The 20520-nt window shown below is 61.8% G+C and carries 17 protein-coding genes; 10 read left to right on the top strand and 7 right to left on the bottom strand.

All coding sequences use genetic code 11. From position 1 onward, the window contains the following. Positions 1-79 precede the first annotated feature (79 nt). Positions 80-1399: a 30S ribosomal protein S12 methylthiotransferase RimO gene (gene rimO / locus AXF13_RS14385; protein ID WP_062254284.1), complete on the top strand. Its 1320-nt coding sequence runs from the start codon at positions 80-82 to the stop codon at positions 1397-1399. Positions 1400-1436: 37 nt separating this feature from the next. Further along, a complete protein-coding gene (locus tag AXF13_RS14390; RefSeq protein WP_062254286.1) occupies positions 1437-3107 on the top strand; it encodes a glycosyltransferase family 4 protein in 1671 nt (556 codons plus the stop codon). Between the two features lie 109 nt (positions 3108-3216). On the opposite strand, the gene AXF13_RS14395 is transcribed toward AXF13_RS14390, so the two are convergent. The 4 genes from AXF13_RS14395 to fba form a co-directional block, all read right to left on the bottom strand. Beyond that, on the bottom strand, positions 3217-4110 hold the full coding sequence (locus AXF13_RS14395) for a flagellin N-terminal helical domain-containing protein (protein ID WP_062254288.1): 894 nt from the start codon (positions 4108-4110) through the stop codon (positions 3217-3219). 886 nt (positions 4111-4996) lie between these two features. Further along, positions 4997-5890: a flagellin N-terminal helical domain-containing protein gene (locus AXF13_RS14400; RefSeq protein ID WP_008682675.1), complete on the bottom strand. Its 894-nt coding sequence runs from the start codon at positions 5888-5890 to the stop codon at positions 4997-4999. A gap of 321 nt (positions 5891-6211) precedes the next feature. Next, the gene (gap, locus tag AXF13_RS14405; protein ID WP_062254290.1) at positions 6212-7213 is read right to left on the bottom strand and encodes a type I glyceraldehyde-3-phosphate dehydrogenase; all 1002 of its coding nucleotides are present in this window, start codon (positions 7211-7213) and stop codon (positions 6212-6214) included. Between the two features lie 214 nt (positions 7214-7427). Continuing rightward, on the bottom strand, positions 7428-8354 hold the full coding sequence (gene fba, locus AXF13_RS14410; protein ID WP_062254292.1) for a class II fructose-1,6-bisphosphate aldolase: 927 nt from the start codon (positions 8352-8354) through the stop codon (positions 7428-7430). Positions 8355-8664: 310 nt separating this feature from the next. Between fba and AXF13_RS14415 the strand changes: the two genes are divergently transcribed. Continuing rightward, on the top strand, positions 8665-9441 hold the full coding sequence (locus AXF13_RS14415; RefSeq protein ID WP_062254294.1) for a hypothetical protein: 777 nt from the start codon (positions 8665-8667) through the stop codon (positions 9439-9441). Continuing rightward, complete coding sequence (locus tag AXF13_RS14420) at positions 9420-9842, top strand: RHS repeat domain-containing protein (RefSeq protein ID WP_062254296.1); 423 nt, start codon at positions 9420-9422, stop codon at positions 9840-9842. Before AXF13_RS14415 ends, AXF13_RS14420 begins: the two co-directional genes overlap by 22 nt. 213 nt (positions 9843-10055) lie before the next feature. Here the strand turns inward: AXF13_RS14420 and AXF13_RS14425 are convergent, their stop codons facing one another. The 3 genes from AXF13_RS14425 to surE all read right to left on the bottom strand — a co-directional run bounded on the left by AXF13_RS14425 (position 10056) and on the right by surE (position 13827). Continuing rightward, positions 10056-11759, bottom strand: coding sequence for an LIC_10190 family membrane protein (locus AXF13_RS14425; protein ID WP_062254298.1), 1704 nt, complete (start codon positions 11757-11759; stop codon positions 10056-10058). Positions 11760-11917: 158 nt separating this feature from the next. Continuing rightward, entirely contained in the window at positions 11918-13006 is a 1089-nt protein-coding gene (locus AXF13_RS14430; RefSeq protein ID WP_062254299.1) for a glycosyltransferase, read from the bottom strand. Positions 13007-13068: 62 nt separating this feature from the next. Continuing rightward, complete coding sequence (gene surE / locus AXF13_RS14435; protein ID WP_062254300.1) at positions 13069-13827, bottom strand: 5'/3'-nucleotidase SurE; 759 nt, start codon at positions 13825-13827, stop codon at positions 13069-13071. 145 nt (positions 13828-13972) lie between these two features. Here surE and AXF13_RS14440 point away from each other — a divergent pair, with 145 nt between their 5' ends. The 6 genes from AXF13_RS14440 to nspC all read left to right on the top strand — a co-directional run bounded on the left by AXF13_RS14440 (position 13973) and on the right by nspC (position 20471). Then, positions 13973-15034: a 3'-5' exoribonuclease YhaM family protein gene (locus tag AXF13_RS14440; protein ID WP_062254301.1), complete on the top strand. Its 1062-nt coding sequence runs from the start codon at positions 13973-13975 to the stop codon at positions 15032-15034. Then, entirely contained in the window at positions 15010-15663 is a 654-nt protein-coding gene (tmk, locus tag AXF13_RS14445) for a dTMP kinase (RefSeq protein ID WP_062254303.1), read from the top strand. The genes AXF13_RS14440 and tmk overlap by 25 nt, the downstream gene beginning before the upstream one ends. A 39-nt stretch (positions 15664-15702) precedes the next feature. After that, complete coding sequence (locus AXF13_RS14450; protein ID WP_062254305.1) at positions 15703-16044, top strand: hypothetical protein; 342 nt, start codon at positions 15703-15705, stop codon at positions 16042-16044. Further along, entirely contained in the window at positions 16037-17371 is a 1335-nt protein-coding gene (locus tag AXF13_RS14455) for a histone deacetylase family protein (protein ID WP_062254307.1), read from the top strand. The genes AXF13_RS14450 and AXF13_RS14455 overlap by 8 nt, the downstream gene beginning before the upstream one ends. A 215-nt stretch (positions 17372-17586) precedes the next feature. Next, positions 17587-18789 carry a saccharopine dehydrogenase family protein gene (locus AXF13_RS14460; RefSeq protein ID WP_062254308.1) on the top strand — a complete coding sequence of 401 codons (1203 nt, stop codon included), beginning with the start codon at positions 17587-17589 and terminating at the stop codon, positions 18787-18789. Positions 18790-19247: 458 nt separating this feature from the next. Further along, a complete protein-coding gene (nspC, locus tag AXF13_RS14465) occupies positions 19248-20471 on the top strand; it encodes a carboxynorspermidine decarboxylase (RefSeq protein WP_062254310.1) in 1224 nt (407 codons plus the stop codon). The last annotated feature ends 49 nt before the right edge of the window (positions 20472-20520 follow it).

Here is a 20520-nt window from a genome sequence, read left to right on the forward strand (position 1 = left end):
TTCCCGATGGGGTGTGCCCGCTCCGTGCGCCGGGCGCGGACCGGATGACAAGCGGGCGCGGGCGCTGTATCATGCGGCGATGAGCATCCATACCCCAACGAAAGCCCTGCCGGTCTGGTCCCTGAGCCTGGGCTGTCCCAAAAACCGGGTGGACAGCGAACGTCTGCTGGGTTCCTTGGGCTTGCCCGTCAAAAGCGTGAGCCAGATGGGCCGGGCGCGCCTGGTCTTCATCAATACCTGCGGCTTCATCGCTCCGGCGGTGCGCGAGTCCGTGCGGGCCGTGCTGGACGCCGTGAACCGGCTGGCCCGGTGCAAGAACAAACCCCTGCTGGCCGTGGCCGGTTGCATGGTGGGGCGTTACGGCGCGGAGGAACTGGCCCGGGAGCTGCCCGAGGTGGACCTCTGGCTGCCCACCGGAGACCTGGCGGACTGGCCGGTCATGCTGGCACGGGCCCTGAATCTGCCGGAAGGGGCCGGGAGCGGAGGCCGCCTGCTTTCCACCGGGCCGTCCTATGCCTGGCTCAAGATCGGCGAGGGCTGCCGCCATAACTGCGCTTTCTGCACCATCCCGTCCATCCGGGGCGGCCTGCGCTCCGAACCCGTGCCCGGCTTGCTGGCCGAGGCTCGCGGCCTGCTGGAGCAGGGAGTGCGCGAACTGGTGCTGGTGGCGCAGGACGTCACGGCCTGGGGCGGGGATCTGGCCGGGAAGAAAAGCCTTTTGCATCTGTTGGAAGGATTGCTGGGCCTGGACGGCCTGGCCTGGCTGCGCCTGCTCTATCTCTACCCCAGCGGGGTCACGCCGGAACTGCTGCGTTTTATGAAGGAATCCGGCGGCCCGCTGTTGCCTTATCTGGATATTCCTCTCCAGCACGCCCACCCGGAGGTACTGGCCCGCATGGGGCGGCCCTTTGCCGGTGATCCCCGGCGCGTGCTGGACCGGGTGCGCGACGCGTTGCCGGAAGCCGCCGTGCGCACCACCTTCATCGTGGGCTATCCCGGCGAAAGCGAAGCGCATTTCGACAGCCTCTGCCGTTTTGTGGAGGAAAGCCGTTTCCAGAATCTGGGCGTATTCGCCTATCAGGCCGAAGAAGGCACCAAAGCCGCTGAACTGCCGGATCAGGTGCCGGAAGAGAGCAGGGAGCGCCGCCGCGCCACGCTGATGGAGATCCAGGCGGGCATCAGCGAAAGCCTGCTGGCGGAGCGTGTGGGGCAACGCCTGCCCGTGCTGGTGGACGCGCCGCATCCGGAATGGCCCGGTCTGCACAGCGGCCGGGTCTGGTTCCAGGCCCCGGAAGTGGACGGCATGACCTATGTCAGCGGCCCCGGCGTGGCTCCCGGCGCGCTGGTGGAGTGCGACATCGTGGAGAATACGGAGTACGATCTGACGGCGCTGGCCTGAGCGCGGGGCGATACTCACCGACGCGGCGGGAGAGATTATGGGCGGAGGCATTTTCGGCACGCTGCACCCTTTTCTGGAAGGCGGCGCGGTGTATGGCCGCAAGGTGGCCAATACAGGCTTTATGGAAGCCCTGCTGCGGCTTGATCCCTTTGACGAATATCATTTTTTTGTGACCGCTCCGGATGCGTTGCGTACGGCCTTTGCCGCGCGCAACGATCTGCCCGGCGCGGCGCGCGGTGCCGTGAAAATCTTCAGCCGCCAGGATCTGGCGGACGCGTTGCGGGCCACGCCCTACCACTGTTTTCACCTTTCCGATCCTGTTTCCGGACAGCCGGAACTCGCCGCCCTGCGCAACGCCCTGGCTCCCCGAATCTTTCCCATTACCAGCGTCAATCACAGCATCAGCTACCTTGACTATGCCCAGCGCTTTCTGACCCATATCTGGCCCGGCGTCACAGCGCGCGACGCCATCGGAGCCACATCGCGCGCCGCGTCCAGGGTCTTGGCGGGCTATTTCGCACAGTTGCGGGAAGGCTATGCCCTGAATCCGGCCTGGCTCCAGCCCCGGCTTGAGATCATTCCCCTGGGCGTGGACCCGGAAGCCTTTCCGGAGCCGACGCCGGAGGCGCGCCGCGCGGCCCGTGCGCGTTTCGGCCTGACCGACGGGGAGGCCGTCTGCCTGCTGCACGGGAGAATAAGCCTGGACGACAAGCTGGACGCCATGCCGCTGCTTTATGCTCTGCGCCGGGCCATGGAGGCCGACCCCGCGGCCCGGCCGCGTCTGCTCATGTCCGGCGGAGCCCGCCCCGGCGACCATTACCCGGAAGCCCTGGAAGCCGCCGCGCGGGCTCTGAAGGTGCCGTTCAGCCTGTTGCCCGATCCCGGGCCCGAGGCCGTGCGCGCGCTGTTCGCCGCCGCTGACATCTTTGTGTCGCCGTCGGACAATATCCAGGAAAGTTTCGGTCTGACCCTGCTGGAGGCGGGCGCGGCGGGCCTGCCCGCTGTGGTTTCGGACTGGGACGGCTATCGGGACTTGGTGGAGCATAATGTCACCGGTTTTCTGACGCCCTGCCTGGCTCCGGCGGACACGCCTCTTCTGGACCGCCTGGCCCACACCCTGCCCGACAACATCCACCAGTTGTTCCGGGCCCAGCAGACGGCGGTGGATGTTCCGGCCCTGGCCGAAGCCCTGCGCCGCCTGATCTCTGACGCGCCTCTGCGGGCCCGCATGGGAATTGCGGCCCGGCGGCGCGTGCTGGAAAACTTCACCTGGGAGGGCGTGATCCGGCGCTGGCTGGATTTCTGGGACGCGCTCTGGCGGGAGCCTCTGGATGCGGAGGAGGAAAAACGCATCCGCGCGGCCAGGCATCCGGCTTTTTTACGTCTCGGAGAATTGTTTTCCGGCCATTCTTCCGCAGGGCTTTCCGCAGATGCGGATCTGCCCGGCGACCCGCTCTGGCTGCATGTCACGGCCCGGGGCGAGCGCGTGCGGGCCGGGCGCGAATTCTGCGTCATCTGGCCCGGCCTGGAACTGTGCATGGACGGCGTGGAATTCCGCCGGTTGCTGGTACAGGCCCGGCACCCCGTGCGGGCGGATGAACTGATCCGCCGGGCTTGTCCGCCGGGCCGCGACCCTGAAGGGGCGCGTTTTGCCCTGCTCTGGGCCCTGAAAAACGATCTGCTGGAACGGGTGGAAGAACCCCGCTGACGCCGTCTTTTCCGGATTGCGCCAGTTGGGGCCGGACGAAAATATCCCCGGAGGGCGCAGCCCCCCGGGGATATGTGGTCTGCGCGTGCGGTGCACGCCCTCAACCAGGCTAGCCGATGAGCTGCATGGCCATCTGCGGCATGCTGTTGGCCTGCGAAAGCATGGCCACAGCCGACTGGGTGAGGATCTGGTTGCGGACGAATGACGTCATTTCCGTGGCCACGTCCACGTCGGAAATGCGCGATTCAGCCGCCTGCAGGTTTTCGGACTGAGTGGTAAGGTTGGAAATGGTGTTTTCCAGACGGTTCTGCAAGGCGCCCAGATGCGCCCGGATCTTGTCCTTGGAGACCACGGCGTTGGTCAGGCCCACCAGAGCCTTCTGGGCCTGTTCCTGGGTGGAGACCGTACGGGCGTCGGCCGTGGTGCTGCTCGCGGTGGCCTGATTGCCCACACCCAGAGCCGAGGCGGTGCTCGTACCGATCTGGATGTAGTAATAGTCTTCCGCCGAGTCGTTGGCCGTGCCGAAGTGGATCTTCATCTTGCCGGTGGAGGTCATTCCCGCGCCGTCGTGCGAGCTACTGGACAGATTGCCGTTCAGCAGATGGATGCCGTTGAAGTCCGTGGAGTTGGCGATTCGGGTAATTTCCGAAGCCATGGCCTGATATTCGGACTCAATCATCAAACGCTGGGTGGAATCGTAGGTGCCGGTAGCCGCCTGTTCGGCCAGTTCCTTCATGCGGGTCAGCTTTTCGTCGATGACGCCCAGGGCGCCGTCGGCGGTCTGGATGAGGGAAATGGCGTCGTTGGCGTTGCGCACGCCCTGTTGCAGAGCCGTGATGTCGGTACGCATCAGCTCGCGGATGGCCAGGCCGGCTGCGTCGTCAGCCGCGGAATTGACGCGCAGGCCCGTGGACAAGCGCTTGGTCGAGGTCTGCAAGTCGCTGTAGTGGCCGGTCAGGGTGTTGGCGACGTTGGTGGCCATTTGGTTGTGATTGATATACATGACATTCCTCCATGAATGTGCTGTCTGCCCGGCGGTGCACTACGCACGCCCGCTTCCTTGCGGACTGCCGCCGCACAATGCCTGCGCATGCAGGGTTTATGATGTTGTCCCCAGTACGCCTGCCTGTTCTTTCGGCGCAACAGCCGAAAGCATTAGGGGCGCTGCCTCAACCTACAAGGGAAAACCCTTGTCTTCCCTGACTCGTGGCGTCAGGGGAGGCAAAAAATGCCTGAAAAACCTGCATCCAGCATCCAGCATGATCCGTGCCAAAAAGAGCGTCGGAAGCATGGCGCGCAAAGGGGCTGCGCTGCGTTGAGGACCGCAAGCGGAAACCTCATCATCCCCGCCTATGGCCGCCTGGCGGGAAGGGCGAACACGCCGTCCGGTTTGAAACTTTTCCACAACCTCTTGACGCAATAAACAGGATGATTACCCATAAGATAGGACGATTTTCACAGGAGTTCAGTTATGAACGGCATGTGTTGTTTCCCCGCCGTCGGCTTGCTCCTTGTGAGGTCGCGCCCCGTCGGGACGATCCGGCCGTGACACCCGCGTGCGCGGATGCGGAGGCCGTCACGGCCACGAACAAGAACGGCGTACTGACCACCATACCGCGCAATACGCCTGCCCAGTCCCCGGCAAAGCCCATTGGGCCAACCAGGGAATAAGTCCTCCTCCACACGGGCCAGCGCTCCGGCTCGTGAGCCCCCGCCGTTCTGGCGGGGGCTTTTTATCCCAAGGGATAACCTGTTATGCTCAGGCCTCGGGATGCAAAAACCCCGGTCCGTTTCACGGGCCGGGTTTTCCCTCACATTGTTACGGTCGGGCGGCACTCCCCTGCCGCACGCCCGGTTACGGGTCGTCTCCCTCCACCACGAAGTTTTTCCTAGCCGATGAGCTGCATGGCCATCTGCTGCATGCTGTTGGCTTGCGACAGCATGGCCACCGACGACTGGGTAAGAATCTGGTTGCGGACGAACGACGTCATTTCCGTGGCCACGTCCACGTCGGAAATGCGCGATTCAGCCGACTGCAGATTCTCGGCTTGGGTGGTAAGGTTGGAAATGGTGTTTTCCAGGCGGTTCTGCAACGCGCCCAGATGCGCCCGGATCTTGTCCTTGGAGACCACGGCGTTGGTCAGGCCCAGCAGAGCCTTCTGGGCCTGTTCCTGGGTGGAGACCGTACGGGCGTCGGCTGTGGTGCTGCTGGCGGTCGCCTGATTGCCCACACCCAGGGCCGAGGCGGTGCTCGCGCCGATCTGAATGTAGTAATAGTCTTCCGCCGAGTCGTTGGCCGTGCCGAAGTGCACCTTCAGCTTGCCGGTGGCGCTGAGAGCCGCGCCGCTGTGCGTGCTGCCGGACAGATTGCCGTTCAGCAGATGGATGCCGTTGAAGTCCGTGGCATTGGCGATTCGGGTGATTTCCGAAGCCATGGCCTGATATTCGGACTCAATCATCAAACGCTGGGTGGAATCGTAGGTGCCGGTAGCCGCCTGTTCGGCCAGTTCCTTCATGCGGGTCAGCTTTTCGTCGATGACGCCCAAGGCGCCGTCGGCGGTCTGGATGAGGGAAATGGCGTCGTTGGCGTTGCGCACGCCCTGTTGCAGAGCCGTGATGTCGGTGCGCATCAGCTCGCGGATGGCCAGGCCGGCGGCGTCGTCAGCCGCGGAATTGACGCGCAGGCCCGTGGACAGGCGCTTGGTTGAGGTTTGCAGATTTCCGTAATGGGATGTGAGGGTGTTGGCCACGTTGGAGGCCATCTGGTTATGATTGATATACATACATTCCTCCATGAATGCTGTATGCCACGGGCGGTGCCCAATGCCGACGCGTCCATGCGTCCTTCCGCCTCTATAGTCCTATCGGCGTTCTTCCGGATATGGATTAGAGCTGGTGGGAAAATTTTTCCTACCAGCATCCTACTGTATTTTTTATGTTTTTGATGGAAGAGTGAAAAAGGTTTGATTTTTTCGGCGCGCGGGCGGCAAATTTTTCCTCCCCGCGCATGCCGCGCGGTCAAGCGACATGACGTCAAAGGCCCCGCCTGCCATGGATTATGTCATGGACAGGCGGGGCCTTTGACGTCAAAAACACTGTGAAACTCAGCAGTCCTTGCCCACCATGCGCAGCAGGCGCAGCAACTGGTTGGTGAAGCCCGCCTCATTGTCGTACCAGACCAGCAGCTTGAGCATGGTCTGGTCCAGCACCTGGGTGGACAGGGCGTCCACCACGCCGCCGTAGGTGCTGCCCCTGTAGTCGATGGAAACCAGGGGCTCCTCGGAAAAGCCCATGTTATCCTTGAGCGCGCCCTGGCTGGCGGCCTTGAGCGCCGCGTTGACGGCGTCGGCGTCACAGGGCTTTTCCACCTCACAGGTCAGGTCCACCAGCGAGCAGTCAAAGGTGGGCACGCGCACGGACATGCCGTTGATCCGGCCTTCCAGTTCAGGCATGACCACGCCCACGGCCTTGGCCGCGCCCGTGCTGGACGGCACCATGGAGACGGCCGCGGCCCGGCCGCGCCGCCAGTCCTTGTGCGAGCCGTCCAGAATGCGCTGGCTCATGGTGTAGGAATGGATGGTGGTCATCAGGCCGTGGCGGAAGCCGAAGTTCTCATGCACGACCTTGACCGCCGGGGCCAGGCAGTTGGTGGTGCAGGACGCGGCGGAGATGATGGCCTGCTTGGCCGGATCATAGATCTCCTGGTTCACGCCCATGACGATCATGGCGTCCACGCCCTTGCCCGGCGCGGAAATGACCACCTTTTCGGCCCCGCAGTCCAGATGCCGGGCCAGACCCTCGCGGTCCTTGATGGTGCCCGTGGTTTCCACGGCAAGGGTCACGCCCAGGCGTTTCCACTCCCATTCCCCGGCCTTGCGGCGGGTCACCGCGACGTGGCGTCCGTTGACGATGATGCCGTCGTCATCATGATCCACTTCACCGGCAAACGTGCCGTAGGTGGAGTCGTATTTGAACAGGTAGGCCAGGGCGGCGTTGTCCGCGCGGGCGTTGATGGCCGCGATCTGAAGATCCTGATCGTCGGCCAGCAGGCGCAGCAGATAACGGCCGATGCGGCCGAAGCCGTTCATTCCCAATTTTACGGGCATGGTTGCGCTCCTTAGTAGATTAGAAGAACAGTCCCGAGAAGAAAGACACCAGCAGATTGATCAGATTTGACAGGTGTTCTAGCGCAGTGTCGCCAATCCAGTTTGCCAGGATATTAATCATGATCGCCATAATAAACTCCCATCCGGACATATTGCCCTCTCATATGACCTAATGGTTGATGAAATCATCTTGGCAGTATCACTGGTATTCTGATCAAGCTTTCCCCGAAGAACCCATCACATTGCGGATCTTGTGCGCCACCATGTTCTTGACGGCCTCGCGGGCCGGGGCAAGGTAGGAGCGCGGGTCGAACTGTTCCGGATGTTCGGCCAGGAACTGGCGGATGGAGGCGGTGAGCGCCAGGCGGATGTCCGTGTCCACATTGATCTTGCACACGCCCATGCCCGCGGCCTTGCGCAACATGTCTTCGGGCACGCCTCTGGCCCCGCCCACCTGGCCGCCGTACTTGTTGCACAGTTCCACAAACTCCTGGGGCACGCTGGAGGCCCCGTGCAGAACCAGAGGGTAGCCGGGCAGCTTGGCGCTGATGGCTTCCAGGCGCGGGAAGTCCAGTTTGGCCTCGCCCTTGAATTTGTAGGCCCCGTGGCTGGTGCCGATGGCCACGGCCAGGGAGTCGCAGCCCGTGCGTTGCACGAAATCCACCGCCTGGTCCGGATCGGTGTAAACATGCTCGGCGGAACTGACGTGTTCCTCGACGCCGGCCAACTTGCCCAGCTCGGCTTCCACCCAGACCCCCCTGGGGTGGGCATAGTCCACCACCTGTCTGGTCAGGGCGATATTTTCCTCATAGGGCAGGTGCGAACCGTCGATCATCACCGAAGTGAAGCCGCCGTCAATGCAGTCCTTGCACATCTCGAAGCTGGGGCCGTGGTCCAGATGCACCACCACGGGCACGGCGGGGTCTTCGATCAGGGCGGCCTCCACCAGTTTCATGATGTAGGTCTGACCGGCGTATTTGCGGGCTCCGGCGGAAACCTGGAGGATCACCGGGGATTTTTCCTCGGCGGCGGCCCGCATGATGCCCTGGACGATTTCCATATTGTTGACGTTGAACGCGCCTACGGCGTAGCGCCCGGCGTAGGCGGCGGCGAACATTTCTCTGGGACCCATAAGAGGCATGGCTTCCTCCTGTTCTGCTTGCGGTATGGGCCGGGGAAAACATGGTCCCCGGCCGGATAATTGAGGTCTGACATATATCCCATATGCCGGAAAAGCGCAAAGGGAGAGAAGCTTTCCGGCAGGGCGACGGCCGCCGGCCCGGCCGGAAGGGACGCGGGCCGGATCAGTGCCGTCCGGAGAAAGTGATTAACCACCTATAATTAAAATTATACTTTTAAAATAAAAAGATTTCTTGCAATATTATAAAAATAAATATATTTATCCTGAACAAAATTTAATTTTTATAGTAAACCTATAAAATGGAGGCTGTATGTATCGGGATTTGTGGACAAAAAAATCCGTGCCCGAATGCTTTTCCGTCGCGGTGGACCGTGATGCCGGGGGCAAAATCCTCCGCCGGGAGGAGTATTGGCCCGAGGGCGTGCGCTGCTTCCGCTACGCCTATGATGCGTCCGGTCATCTGCTCCGTGTGCAGTGCGACGGCCGGGAGCAGGAGGCCTATGCCTATAATGGGGCCGGGCAACGGGTGGAGGACATGGCGCGGGGCATCCGCTATATCTATGACGCCGACGGGCGTCTTACGCATGCGGGCGCGCTGCGCATGGCCTATGACAAGGGCGGGCGGCTGGTCAGCCGGGCGCGTCAGGGCGCTGCCGCCGCGCGGGCTTCAGTCCCCCCGCTCTTGCGGGAAGCCCGGTCCGGCCGTCGCGAGGAGCGTAGCGGGGAAAGCGGGGCCATGGAATTCAGGTATGACGGCAACCGCCTCGCTGAAGTGCGCTTGCCGGACGGCGCGCTTCGATCCTATCATTATGAAGGAAACGCTCGTATGCCTTCGCGGGTTCTGGATGACGGCGAGCTGTGCCTGGCCTGGGAATGGAAGGGGCGGCAGACGCCGGTGCGTTGCGTGGACGCCCGAAGCGGGCTCGGCTATGACTGGGGCTACGAGGGGGGCGGGGAGCCTTTGCCCACGTATGTGGGCATTCAGGGCGAGGCCGTGCGGCGTCTGGGCATTGCGGGCGGCCCTGGGGCACGGATAAGGACTATTTTTTACTGGGGCTGGACCAGGTGGGCTCGTTCCGCGCCCTGATCAACGGCGCGGGCAGCATCGTCAAGCACGTGGACTATGACAGCTTCGGCAATGTGCTCTTCGACAGCCTGCCGGAATTGTACATTCCGCTGGGTTTCGGCGGAGGGATTGTGGACAGGGCTACGGGCCTGGTGCAGTTCGGTTGCCGGCACTATGATCCGGAGGTGGGCCGCTTCATCAGCCCTGACCCGGCCAAAGACCGGCGCGGCGACGGCGACCTCTACGACTATTGCGTGGACGATCCCGTGGGCAGGGTGGATCGGAACGGCCGTTTTTTCTTCCTGCCCCTGTTGGCGGGCATCGGCGGCGGCGCTGTCATGGGCCTGCTCGGTTCCTGGTTCGCCGCCAAGTCGGCGGACAACATGAAGGAAGAGCGGACGGGCAAAGCCTTATGTATATAGGGGTTGCCGCCCTGCCGCTTATTATGAAGAGCGACAGCGTGTTAACGTCATTGTGTTGAGTCACCAAGTTCTGTCTTCATTCGTACAACGGCTGAAGCAGCAAACTGAGGTTCCGGCGGAGGTGTGAAACTTACCGGTCAGAACATCGCGTCCCGACCTATAACAGCGAATAATTTTACCTCGACGGATGATGCGGGGAGCCAATACAGCGCGTCATTTCTTGTGTGGAGCGGTACAGGGACGGAATCCATTCTTCATGCTGCCGGGTTGGCGGAGGCAAAGGTTCGGGCGTTGGGTATTCGCGCACGGCAAGGGCGCATTGCCGCAACGGTCATCATCTTGTGGATAGTACAGGCGGAAGGCATTCTCTGTCCCGGGATGCAGTTCTTGCCAGCTCACACTGGGATGTTGGGGAAGGATCGCAGGGGCCAGCAAGGTATTGATCGCTGTGAAAGGCAGCTGTTTACTCATACTATATGCTGAACCAAATATCAACAGCGGTATTGCCGTAATCATCAACAATTGCGGCTTCAACAGATTCATCTGCTCATTGTCCAGACCAAATACCACGCCCAAAGCCAGCCATCCCCAGAAAAATTCCAAACCAAATCGGGGATCCGGCGCGCTACAGAACCAATAAACGAGATTGAGCAGCGACCAAGCAAAAAAGAACCATTTAGCCGCCTTCCGGCCAGGCTTGCGAAAGGCGGAAAGCCAGAATACTCCCCCAAGGATAAGCGGGCACAGCGTGGTGAGCCAAAAAAACTTATCAGCAAGATGTCTTTCCAGCCAGGGACCGAGCCAGAAGGAAAGACCTTTTTCAAGCGCAAGCGGATAATCAGGGCCGGGCAGTCGCGCCCACCCCCAAACGGCACGGCTGACCCCATGCACAGCGTCAACGGGTATAGCCCAGTCAACGGGCAATTGAAAAAAGGCTACCGGAAAAAAGGGCCAACCCGCCACGAGGGAATTGCGAACAAGCCAGAGTATGGCGGCTGAAGTTGGCAGAAACAGAATGATCAGGCTGTCGCGCAGATGAAGTTTGTGTGCGCCCCACAGGAACCAGGTAAGTAACAGTATGGCCGCGAAGAGTGCCGGGATGGCCAGCGGCTTGGTCAGAAAAGAGGCCGCTGCGAGAACAAAAAAAACAGTCAGTCGCTTTGTTGGATTTTCCCGGACGGTTGCGGAAAGAAAAATCGGCAGTATTTCCGCAGAAGCGATAAGATAGAGCAATAAGGCCGGGCGATCAAAATAAAGGCCGGGGGCAAGACTGCACATCTGCCAGCACAAAATCGGCAGAATGCAAAGCGCGTAAAGGCGCACAGGCCTATACGGAGATCTGCAGACGCTATAAAAAAAGTAGAGCAAACCGCCCATTAACCAGAGGCCAGGCAGCAGAAAGGCGCTTCGGCCGTTTAAGAGCCCGATTTCCATCTGGGCTGCCAGAATCAGCCAGGCGGATGTCTGAGCCAGTCTTTCATGCACATTGCCCAGCCCTGGGGGGCTGCCGTACTCTTTTAACCAGCGTACGATTTGAGCGTGGTAGAGGTCGGTATCATAGGCTTGTCCTTGCCATTCATGTGCCAGATTAAGAGTTATGGCTAGCAATGCCAGAAACAACGGTAAGGAAAAGAGGACAAGCTGGACGGGACGCGTATCTTTCAGAAAAGTGCAAAAATTGTGTATTGTGGACGGAATACCCATAAACGTCACAAGCAAAACAAGGCAAATGTTAAAAGGATGTCCGATGGGCAGGAAGAGCGATGTGGCAAGGCCCATGAGTGTGATGCAAAATATACCAAGCCAAAGGGAAAGAAAGGGGTTGTTGGAGCGCACATGCAGTATTAAAAATAGTGTGTTTCCGGAACAAGTAAGGATAATAATAGATATTATAAGAAATAAAAAAATGAGTAACATTTATTATCTCGATTTATTTATAGTTATAATATATTTTTTGCCTGTAAATAGTTGTGAGATGGCTGCATACGAAAATGGCAATATTTGCAGAGTGTTTTTCTTCCACAACGCTGGTGCGAAAGGTTGTTCCTTCATGGGGCTTCGATAATCCTTTACCATTAAAAGACAAGCTGTTTCCGTAGCAAGAAATTACCCACAAAGCCGACCAGCGTTGACCATGCCTTGCTCCAGACCGGCGAGAGACCCAAGCCCGTCAGGCCGGCGGTAACTCCGTAATCCAGAGCGCCCATGATGCAAAGGGTGACGAGATAGGCCAGCACTTCTCCTGGTGCCGACCAGCGGGCCTTGTGGCGGAAAAGAACAGCGAGGCATAACAGGTAATTGAGGGCCGCCGCCAGCAAAAAGGCGCATGCTGTGGCTGTGAAAAGGCTCAGGCTGGCGGCCATAAAAGCGGCGAACAGGGCGATATTGGCCAGGGCGCAGACAGCGCCGATGAAGAAATAGAGCAGTACCTGCATGGGTAGGGGCGCAGTAGGCGCCCCGTAATGCAAAATGCAGTACAGCGCCCACACTCCGTCACGCCAGCCGGTTTTTTTCCCCTCCTCATAGCTGCGTGGTTCATAGTGAACAGCGCACTCATAAACTCGGCATTTCAGACGAGCCACCAAGGCAGTGACTTCCGGCTCAAATCCGAAACGGTCTTCACGTAAAAGTGGCACGACGTCCTGGATAGTCTCCCGGCTAAAGAGCTTATAGCAGGTTTCCATGTCGCTGATGTCCAGATTGGTGAACATATTGGACACGAATGTCAGAGATCGGTTCATCCAGGTATGCCAGAAGTAGAGCACTCGCCGGCTGTCCTGGCGCAGATAGCGGGAGCCGTAAACAACATCCGCCTTGCCGCTCAGCAGCGGTTTGAGAAGTTCCAGATAGTCCAGGGGGGAGTATTCGGCATCGGCGTCCTGAACGCCCACATAGTCGCCATTGGCGCGAGTGAAACCAGTTCGAAGGGCAGCGCCCTTGCCACGATTTTTTTCATGGCAGAGCAGCGTCACTTCAGGGTGCTTGCGGGCGAGATTGTCTGCAAGAGCAACGCTATTATCCGTTGAGCAGTCATCGACAATGATCAACTCAAGCCTGACGCCATGCTCTTTTAAAACAAGACAGCGCTCAACACAGGAAAGAAGCGTTTTTTCTTCGTTATAGCAGGGAATTATAAGGGATAAAAATATCTCTCTAGTGCACATGTCTTCCTCCTGTAAGAAACAGTACGTTCAATATCTCTCAGAAGCCGCCGCGGAGGCGGGCCCTATCCCAGCTCCATGCCTTCCAGTTCTTTCAGGCCCGCGTGATCCGTGAATTCAAAACAAAGCGGCGTCACAGTGATATAGCCCCGGTTGAGCAGGTCCTTGTCCGACCCGGCGTTGATGGTATGAGCCGGGATTTCGCCTTCCAGCCACCAGTAGGGCGCGCCGCGCGGATCAAAACGCTCCAGATAGACGTTTTTCCAGACCGCGCTGGTCTGCGGGCAGGCGCGCAGGCCCTTGGCCTCATCCAGGGTTCCCGCCGGGTAATTGAGGTTGATCACCCGGCGAGGGGCCAGGCGGGACCAGTCGATGCGTCCGGCCAGAGCCACGGCGTGACGGGCCTGGGGCAGCAGATCCCCGTTGCCCAGATGGTCGTCATGGGAGACGGCCAGGCTGGGCAGATCCTCATGGGCCGCTTCCGTGGCCGCGCCCACCGTGCCGGAATAAAGGATGTCCGGCCCCACATTGGGCCCGGCGTTGATGCCGGAAATCACCATGTCCGGCTTGCGCGGCAGCAGGCGGCCCAGGGCCAGCTTGACGCAGTCCGTGGGCGTGCCGTATATGCCCGTGCCCCTGAAGCCGGGCTCCTCGAATTCCATGGCCCGCAGGGGGTCGAAGACCGTGAGGGAATGCCCCACCCCGGATTGCTGGCGCATGGGGGCCACCACATGCACGCTATGCCCGGCTTCCAGCAGGGCCGCGTACATGGCCCTGAGGCCCGGAGCCCGGATGCCGTCGTCGTTGGTCAGCAGAACGTCCATTTGACAATACCTCGGAAAGAAGGGAATCTGCAAAGACAGGGATTCCCGCGCCGCCGTGGCCCGCGCGGGAGAAAAGAGTCATTCAAAGCACGGGCGCGGCGGGCCGGAGCCCGGCCCCGGTCGCGCGCCGTAACGCGGACAATATATGGAAAAAGGTTCTTACGTCAAAGACATCGGTCCGGCCTCCGAGGCGCGCGGCCTGTTCGTGGTCAGTCAGGCGGCCCAGGGGCAGTCGCGCAACGGGCCCTACTGGCGGCTGACCCTGGCCGACGCCAGCGGCAGCCTGGAGGCCAAGATCTGGCATCCGCTCAGCGCGGAGTTCAGCGACATTCCCGTGGGTTCCGTGGTCTGGGCCGAAGGCCGCGCCGGTCTCTACCGGGACCAGGTCCAGCTCACGGTGGAACAGTTGCGCCCGCTCTCCGAAGAGGAGGGCGCGGCTGTGGACCAGGCCGCGTTGCTGCCCGCCAGCCCATTTTCCCTGGACGAAATGCTGGACGAGCTGCTGGCCCTCTGCAAAGAGGAATTCAGCCACGCGCCCTGGCGCAAGCTGGTGCTTGGCGTGTTCAACAATCAGGAATTGCGCGCGTCCTTCCGGGTTTGCCCGGCGGCCAAGGGCGTGCACCACGCCTATGTGGGCGGCCTGCTGGAACATACCTTGAGCGTGTTCAGGCTCTGTCGGCGCATTGCCGACCAGTATCCCGAACTGGACCGCCAGGCCCTGCTGGCCGGGGCCCTGTTCCACGATTTCGGCAAGATCCGCGAATTTTCCGGCGGCCTGGCCAACGACTACACGGATGAAGGCCGCCTGCTGGGCCATCTCATGCTGGGCGTGGAAATGCTGGCCCCGTACCTGGCTAAATCCGGTCTGGACGAGGGGCTGCAACGCCATCTCAAGCATCTCATTCTGAGTCATCACGGCGAGTTGCAGTTCGGCGCGGTGCGCCAGCCGCACACCGCTGAGGCTCTGGCCCTGCACTATGCCGACAACCTGGACGCCAAAATGGCCCAGTGCCGGGGCCTGTTTGACCAGTTGGGCGGGGAAGGCCAGGACTGGACGCCCTGGCAGGCCACTCTGGGGCGGCCCCTGTACCGGGCCCCGCGCACCCCGGAAGCCTCGAAACCGGAGACCGCGGCTTCCGCCTCGTCCGCGGCAAAAGGCCGTAAAAAAGCGGTGAGGGAAGAATGTTTATCTCTTTTGAAGGTATAGAAGGCTCGGGCAAGTCCACGGCCCAGCGCCTGCTGGCCGAACATCTGCAAGGGCTCGGATACGACCCCCTGCTCACCCGCGAGCCGGGCGGCTGCGCTCTGGGCCGCAGCCTGCGTCCCATTCTGCTGGACGCCCGCACGCGCGGCCTGTCCAGCCGAGCCGAGCTCTATCTCTTCCTGGCGGATCGCGCCCAGCATGTGGCCGAGGTCATCCGCCCGGCCCTGGAAGCCGGGCAGACCGTGCTCTGCGACCGCTACGCGGATTCCACCCTGGCTTACCAGGGCTATGGCCGCGGCCTGGACCCGGAACATCTGCGCCGCATCAACGACATGGCGACCGGCGGCCTCATGCCGGACCTGACCCTGCTGCTGGACCTGCCCGTGCATTGCGGCCTGGAGCGGGCCGGTCTGCGCAACCGGGAAGAGGGCACCGTGCTCTCCGAAGGCCGTTTCGACGCCGAAAGCCTGGAGTTTCATGAGCGCGTGCGCCAGGGGTACCGGAGCCTGGCCGCCGAGGAACCCGAGCGCTTTGCCATCATCGACGCGGCCCAGCCGCCCGAGGATGTGGTGCTGCAATGCATTTCGGCGGTGGAGGCCTCGTTGCGACAGCGGGGCCGAGGACTGGACTGAATTTCTGTTCAGCGGAACCGGAAGCATAAGGAGCACGGCATGAGCGAAATATACACCCTCCTCGCGGAAGGAAGCCGCCTGCGTTTTGAGCCGCGCCAGGACGACGTCCTGGACGATATTCTGGCTCTGGGCAAGCAGTCCGGCGACTATGAGATCGTCAGCCGTCTGGGCGATCCCGGCCTGTTGCACTGCGCGGTCTTCCGTCGCAGCGAGGGCAGCGGCGGCTGTTTCGCCTTGTACGACGGCAACGGCCCATTGTTCGCCGCCGTGGCGGAAAGCAATCTGGCCTTCGGCCTGGGCCAGGGCTTTTTCGGCAGAATGGTTTCCGATGCCCGTTACGGGGCCGATATTTTCGAAAATATGGACGAGTCCGATGACTGAGCCCCTTGTGGCCGCCCGCCGTCTGGGGGTGGTCTTTTTTCCGGCTTTCGACTGGGCCATTTCCGCCACCCATCCGGAACGCGAGGAGCGCCTGCTCTACACCCGCGACCAGTTGCAGGAAGAGGGCCTTTTCGACATTCCGGGCATCACCGAATACCGGCCTTCTTTTGCCTCCCACGCCCAACTGGCGCGCGCCCACTTCTGCCTGCCCTCGGTGGGCGCGGTGAGCACGGATTCCCATCTGGCGTCCGCCGGGGGCGCCATCGCCGCCGCGCGCCTGGTGCTGGAAAAAAAAGAGGACAAGGCCTTCGCCCTGGTGCGCCCGCCCGGACACCACGCCATGCGCGTGGTCCACGGCAATCGCGGCTTCTGCAACATCAACAACGAAGCCGTGATGGTGGAGTACATCCGCGATCATTATCCCCATCCCGATGGTCGGCCCCTGCGCATCGCCATCGTGGACACGGACGTGCACCACGGCGACGGCACCCAGGATGTGTTCTGGAATGATCCGCACACCCTGTTCATCTCCCTGCACCAGGACGGCCGCACGCTCTATCCCGGCACCGGTTTTCCGCAGGAATGCGGCGGCCCGGCGGCCCTGGGCAGGACCATCAATATCCCCCTGCCGCCGGAAACCTCGGACGAGGGCTACCTTTACGCCGTCGAGCATGCCGTGTTGCCCATTCTGGCCGAATTCAAGCCGGATCTGGTCATCAATTCCGCCGGACAGGACAATCACTTCACCGACCCGCTGGCAAATATGCGCCTGTCGGCCCAGGGTTACGCGGCCCTGAACAAGGCCCTGAATCCGGACATCGCCGTGCTGGAAGGCGGTTACGCCATCCGGGGCGCGCTGCCCTATGTCAATATGGGCATCTGTCTGGCTCTGGCCGGACTTTCGGCGGAAGACATCCGCGAGCCGGGCTGGACCCCGTCCTCCACCCGCCAGCGGCCCGAAGTGGGCCAGTATATCGCCAAGCTCTGCGACCAGATTGTGGAACTCTACCGGCGGCCTCCGGCACAACCCGCCGAAGGCCGGGAGGAAGACGGCTGGTGGGTGCGGAGCAAGCATATTTTTTACGACACGGACATGCTGCGCGAAAGCCAGCGCGAAGCCTGGCGGCTCTGCGCGGACTGTTCCGGCCTGGGCCGCATTGAAACCAGCTCGGAACGGGTGGACCGTTCCCTTTGCCTGCTGATTCCGCGCCACGCCTGCCCGCGCTGCCGGGGCGAGGGCGCGGCCCTGGCGGAGCAGGCCCGCAAAAGCGGCCGTTACGCGCATGTGCTGGTGCTGGACGGAGACAAGAGCGACGTTGCGGCTTGACGATGCGGTCTGTTCCGGACCATAGAGAATTTAACGCTTGGAACACTGGTTTACGGCGAGCAAAGCCCGCCAGCATGTCGTGGCAAGGATTTGCAGAGAAGTTTTTACAGAGCAATGCAGTCATTTCAAACGTGAATCGCTCCGGAAGAGGCTTCCGGAACTGGGGAATCTCGGGTCTCCGACGGCGTTATCATTTGGAGAAAGAAGGAGCAGATATGGCGAAGATCCTGATCATCGGCGCGGGCGGCGTGGGCAGCGTGGTAGCCCACAAGTGCGCCCAGGCGGCCAAGGAAACTGGCGTGTTCGAGTGGATCACCCTGGCCAGCCGCACGCTGTCCCGCTGCACGGACGTGGCGCGCAGCGTCAAGGCCCGCACGGGCGTGGACATCGACACCGCCCAGGTGGACGCGGACAACGTGCCGGAACTCTGCCGGCTGATCCGGCAGGTCAAGCCGGATCTGGTCTGCAATCTCGCCCTGCCGTATCAGGATCTGCACATTATGGACGCCTGCCTGGAATGCGGCGTGCACTATCTGGATACGGCCAATTACGAGCCCCTGGACACGGCCAAGTTTGAATACAAGTGGCAGTGGGCCTATGCCGACCGCTTCCGCGAAGCCGGGCTCACGGCCCTGTTGGGTTCGGGCTTTGACCCGGGCGTGACCAATGTTTTCGCGGCCTGGGCCCTGAAGCACGAACTGGACGAAGTGCGCGTGCTGGATATTATCGACTGCAACGCCGGGGATCACGGCCAGCCCTTTGCCACCAATTTCAATCCGGAAATCAACATTCGGGAAGTCACGGCGCCGGGCCGCTACTGGGAGCGCGGCGAATGGGTGGAAACCGACCCCCTGGCCTGGTCCATGAACTACGACTTTCCGGACGGCATCGGCACAAAGAAATGTTACCTCATGTACCATGAGGAGCTGGAATCCCTGGTGCGGAACCTCAAGGGCATCCGCCGGGCACGTTTCTGGATGACCTTTTCGGACAACTATCTCAACCACCTCAAGGTGCTCGGCAATGTGGGCATGACCCGCATCGACCCGGTGCGCTTCCAGGGTCGGGAGATCGTGCCCATCCAGTTCCTTTCGGCCCTGCTGCCCGACCCGTCCTCCCTGGGCCCGCTGACCAGGGGCAAGACCTGCATCGGCGACCTCATGCGCGGCGTCAAGGACGGCAAGGAAAAGACCGTTTACGTCTACAATATCTGCGACCACGAAGCCTGCTATGCCGAGGTGGGTTCCCAGGCCATTTCCTATACCACGGGCGTGCCCGCCATGATCGGCGCCAAGATGATCGTGGAAGGCAAGTGGCGCGAGCCCGGCGTCTGGAATATGGAGCAGTTTGACCCTGATCCCTTCATGGCGGATCTGAACGTCTACGGGCTGCCGTGGCAGTGTGTGGAAATGGAGTAGAGTTGGATAAGGCCGTCAGGGCGGCGTTTATATCCAGACCTGGAAGAGCGGGGCCTGGCGGTATGGGTGCCCTTTGGGCACGGAGATTTCCCGCCCGCCGGCGTTTGAGCCGCCTACGCGGCGTGCGGCAAGGGGGCCTGTTAGGGGGCTGCGCCCCCTCCGAGGCCCCCTTTGCATTCCCCCCGGATCACCCCCCTAACAACGTAACGCGACAACGCGGCGTATAACGGGTCTTGCTCGCATGGCGAGCTGCGCCCCGGAATCGCCGCGCGTCAACTTCTGGCGAAGTGGCTCCCCGATTTATCGATGGCCGTCGGTCTGGCGTGCGGCAGGGGGCGGTCTAAGCGTCGGCGCCCGTAGGCCGCGATAGCCAGGGAGCAGGAGACAAGCCCGCGTTTCTCTTCTCTAAAAAGCCTGACTGCGGCGCGGACGCAAGGTGCCGCTGCAAAGGAACATACATGGACTGCCTGGACTTCCTTTTTTCGGACGAAACCCCTGTCCCTTCCCCCTGCTTCGTGCTGGACGAGGCGCGCCTGGCGGCCAACGCCGCCATTCTGGACGAGGTGCAGCGCCGCACCGGCGCGAAGATTCTGCTGGCCCTCAAGGGTTATGCGGCCTGGGCCACCTTTCCGCTGCTCTCGCGCACGGGAACGGGACCTCTCTGGGGCGTTTGCGCCAGCTCCGTGGACGAGGCGCGCCTGGGGCGGGAGGAGTTCGGCGGTGAAGTGCACGCTTTTGCCGCTGCCTGGACTGAGGCGGAAATCGTCGAGCTGCTGGATCTGGCGGACCATATTGTCTTCAATTCCCCGGCTCAGTGGCGGCAATTCCGGCCCGTCATCGAAGCGCGCAACCGCGCGCGCCGCGCAGAAAATCCCATAGAGTGCGGCCTGCGCCTCAACCCCGAGCATTCCGAGGGCGCTGTGCCCATCTATGATCCCTGTTCGCCGGGGTCGCGTCTAGGCATCCGCCAGCGCCATTTCGACCCCGCCGACCTGGAGGGCATTTCCGGCCTGCATTTTCATACTCTCTGCGAGCAGGGGGCCGACGCCCTGGCCCGTACCCTGGACGCCGTGGAGAAAAAATTCGGGCCGTATTTACCCGCTTGCCGCTGGATCAACATGGGCGGCGGGCATCACATTACCAAGCCGGGCTATGATCTGGACCTGCTCTGCGCCTGCCTGACGCGCTGGCGTCAACGCTATGACGCCCGGATCTATCTGGAGCCGGGCGAGGCCGTGGCCCTTAACGCCGGCTGGCTTACGGCCACGGTGCTGGATGTGGTCATGGCCGACATGCCCGTGGCCGTGCTGGACGTTTCCGCCGCCTGCCACATGCCCGATGTGCTGGAGATGCCCTACAGGCCGGAGGTCTTTTACCGCCATGAGGGCGCGACCGCGCGCGCCGGGGCCGCCGGTGAACGGGCCTGGACCTGCCGCCTGGCGGGCAAGTCCTGCCTGGCCGGAGACGTGATCGGCGAATACGGCTTTGCCGCGCCCCTGGAAGCCGGGCAGCGTCTGGTATTCGGGGACATGGCCATTTACAGCATGGTCAAGACCACGACCTTCAACGGCCTGCGCCTGCCGTCCATCGGCATCTGCAAGGCCGGGAACGCGAGTGGGGAGAACCGCTTCCGCCTGCTGCGCGAGTTCGGCTATGCGGATTTCAGAAACAGATTATCCTGAAGCGGAGAGGGGCGTTCATTCCCCGTAGCCTCCGGGTGTGGAAAAGGCC

Origin of the sequence: Desulfovibrio fairfieldensis, assembly GCF_001553605.1 — a bacterium.
In the GTDB taxonomy this organism is placed as follows: Bacteria; Desulfobacterota; Desulfovibrionia; order Desulfovibrionales; family Desulfovibrionaceae; genus Desulfovibrio; species Desulfovibrio fairfieldensis.

What these genes read in the sequence shown, in the direction of transcription:
- rimO (WP_062254284.1), top strand. Translation starts at nt 80, where the DNA reads ATGAGCATCCATACCCCAACGAAAGCCCTGCCGGTCTGGTCCCTGAGC.
- AXF13_RS14390 (WP_062254286.1), top strand. Translation starts at nt 1,437, where the DNA reads ATGGGCGGAGGCATTTTCGGCACGCTGCACCCTTTTCTGGAAGGCGGC.
- AXF13_RS14395 (WP_062254288.1), bottom strand. Translation starts at nt 4,110, where the DNA reads ATGTATATCAATCACAACCAAATGGCCACCAACGTCGCCAACACCCTG.
- AXF13_RS14400 (WP_008682675.1), bottom strand. Translation starts at nt 5,890, where the DNA reads ATGTATATCAATCATAACCAGATGGCCTCCAACGTGGCCAACACCCTC.
- gap (WP_062254290.1), bottom strand. Translation starts at nt 7,213, where the DNA reads ATGCCCGTAAAATTGGGAATGAACGGCTTCGGCCGCATCGGCCGTTAT.
- fba (WP_062254292.1), bottom strand. Translation starts at nt 8,354, where the DNA reads ATGCCTCTTATGGGTCCCAGAGAAATGTTCGCCGCCGCCTACGCCGGG.
- AXF13_RS14415 (WP_062254294.1), top strand. Translation starts at nt 8,665, where the DNA reads ATGTATCGGGATTTGTGGACAAAAAAATCCGTGCCCGAATGCTTTTCC.
- AXF13_RS14425 (WP_062254298.1), bottom strand. Translation starts at nt 11,759, where the DNA reads ATGTTACTCATTTTTTTATTTCTTATAATATCTATTATTATCCTTACT.
- AXF13_RS14430 (WP_062254299.1), bottom strand. Translation starts at nt 13,006, where the DNA reads ATGTGCACTAGAGAGATATTTTTATCCCTTATAATTCCCTGCTATAAC.
- surE (WP_062254300.1), bottom strand. Translation starts at nt 13,827, where the DNA reads ATGGACGTTCTGCTGACCAACGACGACGGCATCCGGGCTCCGGGCCTC.
- AXF13_RS14440 (WP_062254301.1), top strand. Translation starts at nt 13,973, where the DNA reads ATGGAAAAAGGTTCTTACGTCAAAGACATCGGTCCGGCCTCCGAGGCG.
- tmk (WP_062254303.1), top strand. Translation starts at nt 15,010, where the DNA reads ATGTTTATCTCTTTTGAAGGTATAGAAGGCTCGGGCAAGTCCACGGCC.
- AXF13_RS14450 (WP_062254305.1), top strand. Translation starts at nt 15,703, where the DNA reads ATGAGCGAAATATACACCCTCCTCGCGGAAGGAAGCCGCCTGCGTTTT.
- AXF13_RS14455 (WP_062254307.1), top strand. Translation starts at nt 16,037, where the DNA reads ATGACTGAGCCCCTTGTGGCCGCCCGCCGTCTGGGGGTGGTCTTTTTT.
- AXF13_RS14460 (WP_062254308.1), top strand. Translation starts at nt 17,587, where the DNA reads ATGGCGAAGATCCTGATCATCGGCGCGGGCGGCGTGGGCAGCGTGGTA.
- nspC (WP_062254310.1), top strand. Translation starts at nt 19,248, where the DNA reads ATGGACTGCCTGGACTTCCTTTTTTCGGACGAAACCCCTGTCCCTTCC.